This is a genomic window from Bordetella muralis (genome assembly GCF_965139205.1).
Classification (GTDB): Bacteria; Pseudomonadota; Gammaproteobacteria; order Burkholderiales; family Burkholderiaceae_B; genus Bordetella_A; species Bordetella_A muralis.
Map to the genome: position 1 here is coordinate 287,482 of NZ_CBCSIU010000002.1, position 13,774 is coordinate 301,255.

Sequence of the window (13,774 nt, forward strand, 5' to 3'; positions counted from 1 at the left end):
GCGTTCCCGAGCAGACACGAATTCTGACGTTTCAAGCGCGGCGTAAATCGGTGGTGTATCTGCGCTGATGCACTGCCTGAAGCATGTTTGGGTATGGCGCTTGCGATCAAACAGGGTTTCAAGAGTCCGTCGTCAACAGGAGCATTCAATGAGCCCTCATCAACCCGAAGGTCAAACCGAACATCTAGGTGAAAAATTGCAGGAGCTTCGTCGGAAAAAGCCATTGGAAAAGCCCAACACCGACCCCTATAGCGACTCCGGCTATCCTGCTGGTGGCGAGCGCACTCGGTCCGGCAGAGACGCCTATGAAAAACCGACGCGCGGAAAAGACGACTAACTGAAACACGGTGGCAAAAAAGACTGCGCTATAGTCTTTTACATGCCGGCTGGCGCCGACTCATTGCCAGTTGATGGATAGTGAAGCACAACGTCAAAAGGGTGTCGTCATGTCTCACCGCATCATCGCAGCCAGCACTCTATGCGCGGCTGTCTCTGTCTTCATCGCCATGCCCCAGGCGCTCGCTCATCACGGCTGGTCATGGGCCGACGCCGAGCAAATCAAGCTTACTGGCACGGTCAAGCAAGTGCAGGTCGCGCCGCCGCATCCTTGGCTGGATGTCGAAACTCAGGATGGTCTATGGCGCGTAGAGCTGGGCAATCCCAACCAGACCAGCCGCGCCGGATTTGATGAATCATCCGCCAAACCGGGCGATACGATTACCGCAACGGGCAACCGCGCGCAGGACCATGCGGAAAAACGCATGAAGGCCGTGCAAATCACCGTAGGCGGCAAAACCTACGATATCTATCCGGACCGCATTAAAAAATAATGCTGGACTGGATAGCTGGCTGGCCTCTGGCCGGTATGCTGCGGCGTTCCGGCACCGCTTATTTGCTGGTCAACGCGGGGCATATCGCGTCGATTGGCCTGCTGTTTGGCGCTATCGCGGCGCTGGACTTGCGCTTGTTAGGAGCCGCACGTACCTTGCCACTGGCTACGGCAGGACCTTATCTGTCGCGCTTGGCAGCTGCGGGACTCATAGCAGCGCTGTTAACAGGAGTGTGCCTGTTCGCCGTCAATCCTCAGGACTATCTGGATAATTCCGCGTTTCTCGCCAAACTGGGATTGCTGGCCTTGGGGATCCTGAATGCTCTGTGGCTGCATTATGGGGGCCCATGGAGCCGGGCCTTGCAAAGCGAGTCGACACCAGCCAGAGTGAAACTGCACGCGGCTGTGTCGCTGTTTCTCTGGTTGGGCGCCATCATTGCGGGACGTTGGATTGGTTTTTTGTAGTTCGCTGGGTAATTAACCACGACCCATACGAAAACCAGTCGAAAGGGACATGGCGGCGATTTTCATCCGGTCGAGACGAGGTCTGCTTGATACCCATCCAATAACCGCATAATGTATATTATGTAAAGTAATGGATTTGGGGAACTTTGCGTAAATCAGTATCCACTTTCCGCAAAGCCCTCTTTCTTCAACTTTAGACTCCAAACGGTCTCTGCTGCTGTCACGCCCTTTGATGGTGACGTCGGGACTGCCGGTTCTGGTCAGCTCGATGTTGGCGTCCTTCGAACGATTGAGGTCGCGGGGACAACCAGCACGACATAGCGGCCCCACTCTACCGAACGATCCGAGCAATTCCCGTCACCTCAATATTCATCTCCGGGACCACCAGGCCCGCAACTATAACGGTCGCCCGGTTAGGATAAGGCGGCCGAAAATACAGCCTGTAGATCTCATCTACGACTGCTACGTCGGCTCGGTCTGTCAGGAATATCTGCAGCTGAACATAGTCGTCCATGCTGCCGCCTGCCGCCTTGGCAGCTGACTGAAAATGTTGAAACGTTAAATGAGCCTGGTCGGCTGTTGATCCTTGTAAAATGCGGCCATCAGCCAGTACCGGACCGTGGGTGGTGAACAGGAACTCTCCCGAAGATATTGCCCAGGCGAAGGGCTGAGAGGGTTCAGGCAACCCCATGTCTATCTGATTCTTCAATGAATGCCATCCTTTATCGAAAGAGCCATCTCACAGGCGCGGATTAATGGTCGGCGCCAGCCTCCAGTTGCGTGCGAACCTGCCACAGTTCTGGGAAAAGCACGATATCCAGCCCTCTTCGCAGATAGGAAACTCCGTCCGTGCCGCCGGTTCCCCGCTTCATACCTATAACGCGTTCGACGGTGCTGACGTGATTAACGCGCCATCGGCGGAACTGGTCCTCGAAATCAATCAACTGCTCTGCGAGCAAATAGAGCTGCCAATAGCTGTCGGGTGCGTCATAGACCGTTTTCCAGGCCCTCAGCACAGTCTCGTTTGGGGGCCTGCGCTCGCTCCACGACTCTCGCTCCCCATTTAGTCCTATCTCGAACCCGCTCCGTGCCAACAGACGGATACTCTCATCATAAAGACTGGGCTCATTCAGGATTTCCCGAAGCCGGGTGCTTGCGTACCGGTCGTTGGTATACGGGCTCAGCCGTGCCAGATCGCGGTTACCGGCTAAAAACTCCAACGCGCGGTATTGCCAGGATTGGAATCCCGACGACTGCCCAAGCGCGCCACGGAAACGTAGAAATTCGCTCGGAGTCATGGTTCGCAGCACGTCCCAAGCGTCATTAAGCTGCTCAAACACCCGCGAAACTCGCAATAGCCTCTTGCAGGCCAGTCCGACATGGTTTTGGCCAATGGCGGCAATTACGGAAGAAAGTTCATGGATGATCAACTTCATCCAAAGCTCAGTTGTCTGGTGTTGAATAATAAACAGCATTTCGTCGGGGGACTCCGACAGCGGCTTCTGTGCAGCCAGCAATCGTTCCAGGTCGAGATAGCCAGAGTAGGACATGCGGTTCGACAAGTCCGAATCCGGAACCTCTTTAGACGAAGTCTCACACTCCTGCACTGTCGCAGTATTCATGAAGTCTTCTCTTCAAAAAGTTATGGGGGTTATCAGCGTTCTAGACTAGCTCTGCGCTACATCCGGAGGGGGTGAAAATCCGGCACGCACTTTAGCCTATCGCGACCGCCAGTAACCTGGACAGCCGAGTGACACCTTCCCAGATCTGGCTCTCATCTACAGTGGCAAAACTCAGTCGGCAAGCATTGGAATTGCCGCCATCGACGCAAGCCAGGTTGCCTGGAAGCACCGCCACCCCGATATCTTGTGCACATCTCTCAAACAGAGTGACTGCGCCGGCCGTTCTAGGTACTCGCAACCAGGTAAAAATGCCGCCATCTGGACTCGTCCACGTGACGCCATCAGGCATCATCTCCGCCAACGCATTGGTCATTGACGAACACCGTTTTGCGTAGGCCATACGCAGGTTATGCAGATGATCCTCATAACCGTCACACAAGCATTCGTGCACAATCATCTGGTTCATCTGGCTAGTGTTGATATTCGAGACGGCCTTGAGTCCGACAAATGCAGGACACAAATCAGGAGGAAGACAAGCCCAGCCAACACGTGCGCCTGGTGCGATTGTTTTCGAGAAAGTGCCCACGTATATCACGGCCGCCTTGTGCGGTCCGTCGGCCTCCTGGGACAGTTGCAACAAGGTGGGCTGTAGGCTTCCGTCGAAACTCAACTGGCTGTAGGCGCCGTCTTCTAGGATAAGCACACCATGTTCGGCGCAGATATCGACCAATTCCCGCCTCTGCTCAGTTGACAGGCTGACTCCAGTCGGATTTTGAAAGTCAGGATTGATATAAAGGAATTTCGGTCTTTGACTGACGGCGCGGAGCATAGCTTCCATGTCCAGCATGCCGTTTTCAAATGGAATACTCAACATCCGTGGATGGTAAAGCTTGAAGGTCTCTAGGGCCGCGAAAAATGTGGGCGACACTACAGCAATAGCATCGCCTTTATTGATCAACATTTTGGCGGTGAGGTCCAACGCCTCTAGACCGCCATTCGTTATCACAATACTTTCGGGAGGGGTGGCCGCCCCTTGAGCGGTCATGAACGTCGCCAGCCATTGTCTCAGCGGTTCATAACCCCCGCTAGCTCCGTATTGAAGGGCACCTGTTGCCATCGATCGGTCTTCAAGGATTCGACGACTGGCCCGAGCAACCTTCTCGAACGCGAACAGTGTTGGATCCGGCACGCCTCCGGCGAAGGAAATCACATCAGGCCGTGCCGCAAGCGACAAAAAGGCTGGCGGAGGAGCCAGGGTTCGCGCCCCAGCGGAAATATAGTCGGTCAGCATCATACCCCTACCTATCACACGGGCAAAACGCTCACGTTTTGCTCTGCAGAAACTCGGAAGATCGTCTTTGCTGCGACTATAAATTCTCAATATAACTGTATTGTGAAACGGTGGGCTGACTGCGGGCGGGCGGGGAAACAAATTGTCTGTTTCCAGCTTCGCGAGAAAAAACTGAGTGAATGTGGAACAATAGCCCGTTTTTTAACCAAACCAGAGAGATTTCCATGGGCAACAAAATCGTTACGGAAGCCGACCGCAAGCGCACTCCCGCTCCCGCCGCTCCCAAGGGCGTGACCTTTAAGAGACAAGGCGGCGGCCAGCGTAGCAGCCTGGAGCGTGGCTCGCATACCCACCACAAGAAAAACGCCGGCAAGCGCCCGCACTCGGGTTAATTTCCGACAGCAGTTCGCCAATGGCATTCTTCAGCCCGCCAACGGCGGCGCTGAACCAGCCTGACTGGTGTTAGGCCCATCGTACTGACCTGGCCTAACACCGAACCAAGTTTCTACCGATCGTCCCTTGCGTCATCTATTTTCGACGCAAGACCCTGTTTGCACCTCCCGCTTCGCGGGTCGTGAGTTCTACCGCGACCCCACTCAATTCGAGATAGGCAACGCCCCTCTCGAAGACCTCTTCAAACAAGTGCCACGATGGTTTTTCCCGACGGCCGCGAGGTAGGCAACGATCTGCCCGCTACGGTTCGGCACTAACACCTTCACGAAAGCGTCGCCCGACGCTCCTCGAGCGAACCGTACGACGCTTATGAGTAAAAACCCCATCTAGGTTTTTTCGTTTCCGAGAATTATCGTATCGGAGAATTATCGAATCAGAGAAATCCAACAAAAGCACCCTCCTCGCAAACCCAAGCCTCCGACCTCCTTCCATGACCGCCGCGCATCTCTACGACTTTGCTATCATCGGTGCCGGCATTGCCGGTGCATCCGCCGCCTACCGCCTGGCCCCGCACGCCAGCGTAGTCGTACTGGAACGCGAGTCCCAACCGGGCTACCACTCGACTGGCCGCTCGGCAGCCATGTTCATGGAAACCTACGGCACCCCGCACATCCAGGCGCTAACCCGCGCCAGCCGTGCCTTTTATCAATCCCCACCGCAACATTTCACCGAACACCCTATCCTGTCCCCGCGCGGCGTACTGTACCTGGCCACGCACCATCAGAAAGACCTACTGCAGCAAACGTACGACGCCTATCGCCAATACTCCGATAACGTCGAACTGATCAGCGCCGGTGACGCCCAGGCGCGCGTCCCCTGCCTCAGATCCGAAACCTTGTACGGCGCCGTCGCCGAGCCAGATGCCCGGGACATCGACGTCCACGCGCTGCACCAAGGTTTCCTGCGCGGTATGCGCGACGCTGGCGCCCACCTGGCCAACAACGCGGAATTGACCCGGGCCAAACCAGAAAACGGCATCTGGATCCTTACGTTGGCCAACGACGAACAGATCCGTGCCCGCCACATCGTCAACGCCGCCGGCGCTTGGGCCGACCACGTCGCTGCCCTCTGCGGCGCCAAACCCCTGGGCCTGCAACCCTGCCGCCGTACCGCATTCACCTTTGCCGGACCGGAAAACATGGCGTTTGCCGACTGGCCAGCCGTCGTGGGCGTGGACGAAAGCTACTACTTCAAACCCGACGCCGGCCAACTGCTGGGGTCGCCAGCCAACGCCGACCCCGTCGACGCTCATGATGTCGTGCCCGAAGAGCTGGACGTCGCCACCGGCATCTATCGCATCGAAGAAGCCACCACGCTGACCATCCGCCGCCCCAAGCACACCTGGGCTGGTCTGCGCTCGTTCGTGCGCGACGGCGATTTCGCCGTGGGCTGGGACAACGCCACCCCCGGCTTCTTCTGGCTGGCAGCCCAGGGCGGGTATGGCATCCAGACCGCTGGCGCCACGTCGGAACTAGCCAGCGCCCTGCTGCTGCGCCGGCCCGTACCGGCTGAACTGCGCGAGCACGGCGTAGACGCCGCGCTGGCCGACCCCAACCGTTTGCGTTAAACCCGACAAGGAAGATCTTCGCATGATTGCCATCACCCGCTATCCCAGTTCGTTGCCGCTGCCCTTTTCCCGCGCTACCCAGGCAGGCGGCTTCCTGTTCTTGTCGGGCCAGATCCCGATGGATGCCGAAGGCCAAGTTGTCAAAGGCGACATCCGCGCACAGACCACCGCCGCGCTGGACCGCATCGAAGAAACCCTGGCGCTGGCCGGTGCAACACTGAAAAACGTCGTGCGCGCCACCGTCTGGCTGACGGACCTGGCGCTGTTCGCCGACTTCAACGAGGTCTATCGCGCACGCTTTGGTGGCGACTTCCCGTCACGGTCCACCGTTCAGGCTCAACTGGCCATGGGCGTGGATGTAGAAATCGAAATCCAAGCGTATCTCGGTTAGGCACGGAGCCCCATCATGAAGATCTTCTCGGCGTCACTGGCTACTGAAACCAACACGTTTTCGCCTATCCCCACCGGGATGGCCGCCTACAAAGCGCGTGGTTTCTATCCGGCCGGCACACACCCCGACCGCATGCAGCTGTTCTCAGGACCGTTGTGGGCCGCGCGTCAACGCGCGCAAGGCCGGGACTGGACTCTGATCGAAGGACTGACCGCGGGCGCCACACCTGCCGGCACCACCACGCGGGTTGCCTATGAGACGCTGCGCGACCAGGTGCTGGACGACTTGCGCAACGCCGGCCCCGTCGACATCGCATTGTTCGGCCTGCATGGCGCCATGGTGGCCGATGGCTACGACGATTGCGAAGGCGACTTGGTATCGCGCGCTCGCGCCATCGTCGGTCCGGACACCGTGATTGGCGTGGAACTGGATCCCCATTGCCACATGACAAAGCTAAAAACGGAATCCGCCGACTTTGTGGTGTGTTTCAAGGAATACCCGCACACCGACATCTTGGATCGCGCCTACGACCTGGTCGACTTGTGCGTGGCCAAAGCCGAAAAACGCATCAAGCCCACGCTGGCCGTGTACGACTGCAACATGATCTCGATCATGCACACCAGTCGTGAACCCATGCGTGGGTTCGTCGACAAACTGCTGGCGATGGAAGGCCACGACGGCATTCTGTCGATCTCGATCGCGCACGGCTTTCCCTGGGGCGACGTGCCCGACATGGGCAGCAAAGTGCTGGTGTATACCGACGATAACGCCGCTCAGGCCGCGGAACTGGCCGAGAAACTGGGTCAGGAAATCATCGGTTTTCGCGACGAACTGGCGCCCGTGTATCCGGCGCCTGACGCGGCCCTGGACCAAGCGTTGGCGCACGGCGACTTTCCTGTCGTGCTAGCGGATTCCGCCGATAATGCAGGCGGCGGTGCACCCAGCGATTCGAACTTTATCCTGCAACGCATCCTGGAGCGCGGCGTGACTGGTGTGGCCATCGGCCCGTACTGGGATCCCGTCGCGGTGTCGCTGTGCTTTGAAGCAGGCGTCGGGGCGCAAATGAACCTGCGCGTGGGCGGTAAAGTCGCGCCGGTATCCGGCGATCCGCTAGACCTGTCCTGTCGTGTCGTGGCGTTGGCGCGCCAGGCTGAAATGACAGGCCTGGCCGGCACGCCCGCGCAACTGGGCGACGTCGCCGTCGTCGAAACGCAAGGCGTGACGCTGGTCATCACCACCGTGCGTAACCAAGCCATGGGCACTGACTTGTTCACCCAGTTCGGCCTGGACCTGTCAGCGCTGAAACTAATCGTCGTGAAAAGCTCGCAGCATTTCTACGCGTCTTTTTCCAAGATTGCCAAAAAAGTCATCTACGTCGAAACACCGGGTGCGATTACCCAGGACTACAAATCATTGCCCTATTTCAAAGCGCGCCGCGACATCTGGCCGCTAGCGTCCTGACCTACGCATCACAAGCAACGCAACTCGCAACACAAAGAAGCACACGCCGGCATGTGCGGCATCACGGGCATCGCCGGCACGATTCAACAAATCATCGATCATGGGGATTGCAATGCTGTTGAAAATGAACAAATTGTGCGCCGCCGCCCTGGTCGCGATCGGCCTGACCGGGGCCACGATCGCAACCACAACCGTCTCGCACGCTGCCACGCCCGCCAAGACGGTGCGCATGGTCCCGCACGCTGACCTGAAAACGCTCGATCCGCTGTTCAATACCGCCTATATCACCCGCAACCACGGGTACATGGTGTTCGACACGCTGTTCGCGCAAGACAGCAAGGGCGTTCCACAGCCGGAAATGGTGGACACTTACACCAAATCCGATGACGGCAAGACCTGGACCTTTACACTGCGCCCCGGCCTGAGGTTCAGCGACGGCACCCCGGTCACTGCGGCTGACTGCGTCGCTTCGATCCTACGCTGGGGCAAGAAAGACACCATGGGCCAGGCGTTGTTCCGCGCTGGCGCCGAACTGACCGCCGATAACGACACGACTTTTACGCTAACCATTACCCAGCCGTTCGGCCTGGTGTTGGACGCTCTGTCCAAGCCGTCCGGCCTGCCCTTGTTCGTCATGCCCAAGCGGCTGGCCGATACCGATCCCAGCGTGGCGGTTACCGAAATGGTGGGTTCGGGTCCGTTCCTGTTCAAGCGTGACGAATGGGTGCCCGGCAACAAGGTCGTGTACGTCAAGAACCCCGACTACGTGCCACGCAAGGAACCCGCCGACGGACTGGCTGGCGGCAAGGTCGTCAACGTGGATCGTGTCGAATGGGTCTACATTCCCGACGGCAACACCGCGACCGCAGCGCTGATGAACGGCGAAGTCGACATGATCGAACAAGTCCAGCCCGACTTTGTCCCGGTGCTGGAATCGAATCCCGACATCAAGGTCAACCCCATGGTGGCCTCGCAAGGGATGGTCGTGCCCAACTCGTTGTTCCCGCCGTTCAATGATCCGCGCGCGCGCCAGGCCTTGTTCTACCTCGTCAACCAAAAGGAAATGATCACGGCCATCGGCTATCCGGAAGGGTTCCGCGTCGACTATTGCGCCACGCTTTTCATCTGCGGATCGCCGCTGGCCACCGACGCGGGCGCTGCGCCGTACGCCAAGCAGGACATCGCCCGGGCCAAGCAACTGTTCCAGGAAGCGGGCTACAAGGGGGAAAAAATCGTGTTGCTGCATCCCACCGACAACGTCACCGGCCCCGCCGTGATGGTGCTGGCGCAGAACCTGAAGAAAGCTGGCGTGAACGTGGACATGCAATCCATGGATTGGGCATCGGTCGCCGCTCGCCGCCTGAAAAAAGACGCACCGGACAAGGGAGGCTGGAACATATTCCTGACCTGGGGCGGTTATTTCGACGCCAGCACGCCGTTGACCAATCCCTGGATCGCCGCGGCCTGCGGCAACAGCCTGCCCGGTTGGCCCTGCGATAAGCAATTGGACGAATTGCGCACCCAATGGACCCAGGAACCCGATGCGGCCAAGCGCAAGGAGCTGGTCGCCAGGATCCAGGAACGTGCGTTCCAGGCAGCGCCGTACGTGCCTTGGGGCGATTTCAAGCCCATCTCGGCGACGCGTGGTCTGTCGCACACAGAACTGTTCAAGACGGGCGTCACAGTGATGTGGAACCTGCAAAAGCCTTGACGCCCCCGAGCTCCAGCCTTGCCTACGCGTGCGCCGTCAGCGGTCTCACGACCGTCAGGGCGTGCGCGCGGAGAATCACGTGAAATTCATCTTGCGCCGCATCGCGGCTGTCATTCCCGTCATGGCTGTGGTCGCGGTCGTGGTGTTTCTGCTTATTCACCTATCGCCCGGCGACCCTGCCGCGGTCATCGCAGGTGACAACGCCACCGCCGAAGACGTGGCCAAGATTCGCCAGAACCTGGGCCTGGATAAACCCTTGCTACAGCAATTCGGTATCTGGGTGGCCAACATTGCTACCGGCGACCTGGGGACGTCGATCTCCACTCAGATGCCGGTGTCGACCCTGATCGCCCAACGCATGGGGCCTACGCTGTCGATCGCGTTGTTTACCATGCTGTTTGCAGTCGCGTTGGCGATTCCGCTGGGTGTACTGGCCGCCTGGAACGCCGGTCGCTGGATAGACCGGTTCGCCATGGTGCTGTCGGTCTGTTCATTTTCGGTACCAGTGTTCCTGATCGGCTACAGCCTGGTCTATGGCTTTTCCATCAAACTACGCTGGCTGCCCGTGCAGGGCTATCGGCCCATGGCGGACGGCCTGCTGCTGTATTTCCGGCACCTGGTCCTGCCCTGCCTGTCGCTGGGGCTGGTGTACATGGCGCTGCTGACCCGCATGACTCGCGCCACCATGTTGGAAGCCCTGTCCGAAGACTACATACGCACCGCGCGCGCCAAGGGGCTGGCCACCATGCCCATTGTCTGGCATGCGCTCAAGAACGCCGCCAACCCCATCGTGACCACCATAGGTGTCGGCGTGGCCCTGTTGATCGGTGGCGTCGTCGTCACCGAAACAGTGTTCGCCATTCCGGGCCTGGGCCGCTTAACGATCGATTCCGTCCTGCGCCACGACTACCCCGTCATCCAGGGCGTGCTGCTCGTGGCGTCCGGCATCTACGTATTGATCAATCTACTGGTCGACCTGAGCTACCGCCTGTTCGATCCCCGTATCCGCTATTGAAGACCGGACGATCATGACGACCGCATCCTTACCGCTGAAGCCAGCCGCCAGACCCCCCCGTGTCCGTATGTGGCGCTCAGTACGCCGACATCGTATTTTGTACTTGGGCGGGCTGGTGCTGATCCTGCTGGCGCTGATCGCGCTGTTCGCACCGCTGTTGACCAGCGTAGATCCGCTGGACATCAACCCCGCCGCCCGTATGAAACCGCCGTCCGCGGATCATTTCTTCGGCACCGACGCGTTGGGCCGCGATGTGTATGCCCGCACCATCTGGGGCACGCGCGTGTCGCTGGTCGTAGGGATTGCAGTCGCCGTTGCGTCCACCGTGCTGGGCACCTTGCTTGGCATGATGGCTGGCTATTTTCGGCGTATTGACGCTTTCATCATGCGCATCATGGACGGCCTGATGGCCATTCCCGGGGTGTTGCTGGCTATTGCGTTGATGGCCACGCTGAAAGGCGGCCTGGGCACCGTGATGATCGCCATCATCGTGCCCGAGGTACCGCGCGTGGTGCGCCTGGTGCGCGCGCTGGTATTGACCATACGCGAACAACCCTATATCGAGGCCGCGGTGTCGGTGGGCACCCGTGTGCCGGCCATCCTGCTGCGCCACATCTTGCCGAATCTGTTCGCGCCGCTGATGGTGCAGGCCACGTTCATTGCCGCTTCGGCCATTTTGACGGAAGCCGTGCTCAGCTTTCTGGGCGTAGGCATACCACCGCAGATTCCCAGCTGGGGCAACATCATGGCCGAAGGCCGCAATTTCGTGGCCATTGCGTTTCACATCATTCTGTATCCGGGCCTGTTCCTGGGCATGACGGTGTTGGCGATCAACCTGGTGGGCGATGGCCTGCGCGACATGCTGGACCCACGTCTAGCCAAGAAACTCTAGGAACTGCCATGACCGACACGACTCAACCGGTACTGCGCGTGCGCGACCTGCGCACCTGTTTCGATGGCGACGACACCACGGTCGTCGCCGTCAATGGCCTGTCGTTCGATTTGCGGCCCGGCGAAACGCTGGGCCTGGTCGGCGAATCGGGCTGTGGCAAAAGCGTGACGTCGCTTTCCATCATGCGGTTGTTGCGCGCGCCAGGTCGCATTGCCGGCGGCCAGATTGAATTCGAAGGCACGGATCTGCTGGCCTTGCCGGAAAAAAGCATGCGCGAGTTGCGCGGCAACCGCATTTCGATGATATTCCAGGAACCCATGACGTCGCTGAACCCGGTGTTCACCGTGGGCAAGCAGATCGCGGAATCCATCATGCTGCACCAAGGCAAGTCCAAGCGCCAGGCCTATGCCCAGGCCGAATCGCTGCTGGAACTGGTGCAGATCTCGGACCCGGCGCGCCGCGTGCGCGAATACCCGTTCCAGTTATCGGGGGGCATGCGCCAGCGCGCAATGATCGCCATGGCGTTGGCGTGCGAGCCCCGCGTGCTGATAGCCGATGAACCCACGACGGCGCTGGACGTAACCATCCAGGCCCAGATCCTGCATTTGCTGCGCGACATCCAGCGACGACTGGGCACGGCCATCGTATTGATCACGCACGACCTGGGCGTGGTCGCACAAATGTGCCAGCGGGTCATCGTCATGTACGCGGGCCGCAAGGTCGAAGAAGGCAGCGTCGACGACGTGCTGGACCGTCCACAGCATCCATACACGCGGGCGCTGATCCGCTCCCTGCCCGCGTTCGTCGACGGCCAGGATCATACGGCTCGGCTGCAGGAACTGCCTGGCATCGTGCCCGTGATCACGCCGCAATCGCAAGGTTGCGCGTTCGCCGAGCGATGTCCCGAAGCGCAAGCCCGCTGCACCACCGACGAACCGTCCGCCGTGGATGCGGGAGACCGGCACCGGTCGTGGTGCTGGGCTCGTGTCTGCAGCGCCCCGGTGCCGGCGAAAGCCGCCGCTCCCCTGCCCGCCTGAGACCACAGCAACTGGACATTCCCATGGACACGCCTATCTTGCCCGCCGTCTCGCCGTTGCTGGACGTGATCAATCTGAAAAAACATTACCAAGTCGCTGGCCGCGACGGCAACCGCACGCTGCGGGCCGTCGACGGCATCTCATTGAAGGTCGCTCGTGGTGAAACGCTAAGCCTGGTCGGAGAATCCGGCTGCGGCAAATCCACCACCGGCAAATGCCTGATCCGGCTGAGCGACCCGACCGAGGGCCGCATCCTGCTGGAAGGCAAGGATCTGGCACACATGAACAGCAACGAATTGCGCGCCATGCGCAAACGCATGCAATTCATATTCCAGGATCCGTTTTCGTCGATGAATCCACGCATGCGGGTGCGCGACATCGTGGGCGAACCCCTGCGCAATTTTGGGTATAGCCGCGCCGATATTCGCGAACGCGTGGCGGCGCTGCTGGCGCGCGTCAGTCTGCGATCCGACGCGGCCGACAAATATCCGCATGAATTCTCGGGCGGTCAGCGCCAGCGTATCGTGATCGCCCGCGCGCTGGCGCTGGACCCCACGCTGATCGTCTGCGATGAACCGGTGTCCGCGCTAGATGTTTCCGTGCAGGCGCAGGTGATCAACCTGCTGATGGACCTGCAGCGCGACCTGGGCTTGACCTATGTGTTTATTTCGCATGACCTGAGCGTGGTGCGGCACATCAGCCACCGCGTGGCCGTCATGTACCTGGGCAAGATTGTGGAAACAGCCAGCCGCGACGTGCTGTTCAAGAACCCCGCGCATCCCTACACTCGCGCGCTGTTGGCGTCGGTGCCGTCAGCCAGGGCTGGAGAACGCGGACCCGTGCAGATCCTGAAGGGCGAAATTCCCAGCCCGCTGTCGCCGCCATCCGGCTGTGCGTTCCGCACGCGCTGCCCTATGGCGCAGGAACGCTGCGCGCAAGAAACGCCAGCGCCGCGCCAACTGTCGGACGGCCACGAGGTCGCCTGTCATTTTGCCTAGGTCACCGCGACTTTCGACCCAGGGCGTCAACGCCTGGGTTTT

At 59.7% G+C, this 13,774-nt stretch carries 15 protein-coding genes; 12 read left to right on the forward strand and 3 right to left on the reverse strand.

All coding sequences use genetic code 11. From position 1 onward, the window contains the following. The first annotated feature begins 148 nt into the window (after nt 1-148). The 3 genes from ACNA0I_RS05745 (at nt 149) to ACNA0I_RS05755 (ending at nt 1,294) form a co-directional block, all read left to right on the forward strand. On the forward strand, nt 149-337 hold the full coding sequence (locus ACNA0I_RS05745) for a hypothetical protein (protein ID WP_415805108.1): 189 nt from the start codon (nt 149-151) through the stop codon (nt 335-337). Nucleotides 338-446: 109 nt separating this feature from the next. Beyond that, complete coding sequence (locus ACNA0I_RS05750) at nt 447-830, forward strand: DUF6152 family protein (RefSeq protein WP_415805109.1); 384 nt, start codon at nt 447-449, stop codon at nt 828-830. Next, nucleotides 830-1,294 carry a DUF6644 family protein gene (locus tag ACNA0I_RS05755; RefSeq protein WP_415805110.1) on the forward strand — a complete coding sequence of 155 codons (465 nt, stop codon included), beginning with the start codon at nt 830-832 and terminating at the stop codon, nt 1,292-1,294. The genes ACNA0I_RS05750 and ACNA0I_RS05755 overlap by 1 nt, the downstream gene beginning before the upstream one ends. Before the next feature lie 331 nt (nt 1,295-1,625). On the opposite strand, the gene ACNA0I_RS05760 is transcribed toward ACNA0I_RS05755, so the two are convergent. The 3 genes from ACNA0I_RS05760 to ACNA0I_RS05770 all read right to left on the reverse strand — a co-directional run bounded on the left by ACNA0I_RS05760 (nt 1,626) and on the right by ACNA0I_RS05770 (nt 4,210). Further along, on the reverse strand, nt 1,626-2,003 hold the full coding sequence (locus ACNA0I_RS05760; RefSeq protein ID WP_415805111.1) for a RidA family protein: 378 nt from the start codon (nt 2,001-2,003) through the stop codon (nt 1,626-1,628). Nucleotides 2,004-2,046: 43 nt separating this feature from the next. Beyond that, nucleotides 2,047-2,916: a tryptophan 2,3-dioxygenase gene (locus ACNA0I_RS05765; RefSeq protein ID WP_415805112.1), complete on the reverse strand. Its 870-nt coding sequence runs from the start codon at nt 2,914-2,916 to the stop codon at nt 2,047-2,049. A 91-nt stretch (nt 2,917-3,007) separates the two neighbouring features. Next, nucleotides 3,008-4,210, reverse strand: coding sequence for an aminotransferase-like domain-containing protein (locus ACNA0I_RS05770; RefSeq protein ID WP_415805113.1), 1,203 nt, complete (start codon nt 4,208-4,210; stop codon nt 3,008-3,010). Nucleotides 4,211-4,431: 221 nt separating this feature from the next. Here ACNA0I_RS05770 and ACNA0I_RS05775 point away from each other — a divergent pair, with 221 nt between their 5' ends. The 9 genes from ACNA0I_RS05775 to ACNA0I_RS05815 all read left to right on the forward strand — a co-directional run bounded on the left by ACNA0I_RS05775 (nt 4,432) and on the right by ACNA0I_RS05815 (nt 13,732). Continuing rightward, a complete protein-coding gene (locus tag ACNA0I_RS05775) occupies nt 4,432-4,599 on the forward strand; it encodes a hypothetical protein (protein WP_415805114.1) in 168 nt (55 codons plus the stop codon). Between the two features lie 491 nt (nt 4,600-5,090). After that, nucleotides 5,091-6,227 (forward strand): NAD(P)/FAD-dependent oxidoreductase, encoded by a 1,137-nt coding sequence (locus ACNA0I_RS05780; RefSeq protein ID WP_415805115.1) that lies wholly within the window; start codon nt 5,091-5,093, stop codon nt 6,225-6,227. A 22-nt stretch (nt 6,228-6,249) separates the two neighbouring features. Then, nucleotides 6,250-6,618 carry a RidA family protein gene (locus ACNA0I_RS05785; RefSeq protein ID WP_415805116.1) on the forward strand — a complete coding sequence of 123 codons (369 nt, stop codon included), beginning with the start codon at nt 6,250-6,252 and terminating at the stop codon, nt 6,616-6,618. Nucleotides 6,619-6,633: 15 nt separating this feature from the next. After that, nucleotides 6,634-8,079 (forward strand): M81 family metallopeptidase, encoded by a 1,446-nt coding sequence (locus ACNA0I_RS05790; protein WP_415805117.1) that lies wholly within the window; start codon nt 6,634-6,636, stop codon nt 8,077-8,079. A gap of 112 nt (nt 8,080-8,191) precedes the next feature. After that, nucleotides 8,192-9,790 carry an ABC transporter substrate-binding protein gene (locus ACNA0I_RS05795; RefSeq protein WP_415805118.1) on the forward strand — a complete coding sequence of 533 codons (1,599 nt, stop codon included), beginning with the start codon at nt 8,192-8,194 and terminating at the stop codon, nt 9,788-9,790. Between the two features lie 79 nt (nt 9,791-9,869). Beyond that, a complete protein-coding gene (locus ACNA0I_RS05800) occupies nt 9,870-10,805 on the forward strand; it encodes an ABC transporter permease (protein WP_415805119.1) in 936 nt (311 codons plus the stop codon). Between the two features lie 13 nt (nt 10,806-10,818). Further along, nucleotides 10,819-11,697 (forward strand): ABC transporter permease, encoded by an 879-nt coding sequence (locus ACNA0I_RS05805; protein ID WP_415805120.1) that lies wholly within the window; start codon nt 10,819-10,821, stop codon nt 11,695-11,697. An 8-nt stretch (nt 11,698-11,705) separates the two neighbouring features. Then, nucleotides 11,706-12,734 (forward strand): ABC transporter ATP-binding protein, encoded by a 1,029-nt coding sequence (locus tag ACNA0I_RS05810; protein WP_415805121.1) that lies wholly within the window; start codon nt 11,706-11,708, stop codon nt 12,732-12,734. A 23-nt stretch (nt 12,735-12,757) separates the two neighbouring features. Beyond that, complete coding sequence (locus ACNA0I_RS05815) at nt 12,758-13,732, forward strand: ABC transporter ATP-binding protein (RefSeq protein WP_415805122.1); 975 nt, start codon at nt 12,758-12,760, stop codon at nt 13,730-13,732. The last annotated feature ends 42 nt before the right edge of the window (nt 13,733-13,774 follow it).

What these genes read in the sequence shown, in the direction of transcription:
- ACNA0I_RS05745 (WP_415805108.1), top strand. Translation starts at nt 149, where the DNA reads ATGAGCCCTCATCAACCCGAAGGTCAAACCGAACATCTAGGTGAAAAA.
- ACNA0I_RS05750 (WP_415805109.1), top strand. Translation starts at nt 447, where the DNA reads ATGTCTCACCGCATCATCGCAGCCAGCACTCTATGCGCGGCTGTCTCT.
- ACNA0I_RS05755 (WP_415805110.1), top strand. Translation starts at nt 830, where the DNA reads ATGCTGGACTGGATAGCTGGCTGGCCTCTGGCCGGTATGCTGCGGCGT.
- ACNA0I_RS05765 (WP_415805112.1), bottom strand. Translation starts at nt 2,916, where the DNA reads ATGAATACTGCGACAGTGCAGGAGTGTGAGACTTCGTCTAAAGAGGTT.
- ACNA0I_RS05770 (WP_415805113.1), bottom strand. Translation starts at nt 4,210, where the DNA reads ATGATGCTGACCGACTATATTTCCGCTGGGGCGCGAACCCTGGCTCCT.
- ACNA0I_RS05775 (WP_415805114.1), top strand. Translation starts at nt 4,432, where the DNA reads ATGGGCAACAAAATCGTTACGGAAGCCGACCGCAAGCGCACTCCCGCT.
- ACNA0I_RS05780 (WP_415805115.1), top strand. Translation starts at nt 5,091, where the DNA reads ATGACCGCCGCGCATCTCTACGACTTTGCTATCATCGGTGCCGGCATT.
- ACNA0I_RS05785 (WP_415805116.1), top strand. Translation starts at nt 6,250, where the DNA reads ATGATTGCCATCACCCGCTATCCCAGTTCGTTGCCGCTGCCCTTTTCC.
- ACNA0I_RS05790 (WP_415805117.1), top strand. Translation starts at nt 6,634, where the DNA reads ATGAAGATCTTCTCGGCGTCACTGGCTACTGAAACCAACACGTTTTCG.
- ACNA0I_RS05795 (WP_415805118.1), top strand. Translation starts at nt 8,192, where the DNA reads ATGCTGTTGAAAATGAACAAATTGTGCGCCGCCGCCCTGGTCGCGATC.
- ACNA0I_RS05805 (WP_415805120.1), top strand. Translation starts at nt 10,819, where the DNA reads ATGACGACCGCATCCTTACCGCTGAAGCCAGCCGCCAGACCCCCCCGT.
- ACNA0I_RS05810 (WP_415805121.1), top strand. Translation starts at nt 11,706, where the DNA reads ATGACCGACACGACTCAACCGGTACTGCGCGTGCGCGACCTGCGCACC.
- ACNA0I_RS05815 (WP_415805122.1), top strand. Translation starts at nt 12,758, where the DNA reads ATGGACACGCCTATCTTGCCCGCCGTCTCGCCGTTGCTGGACGTGATC.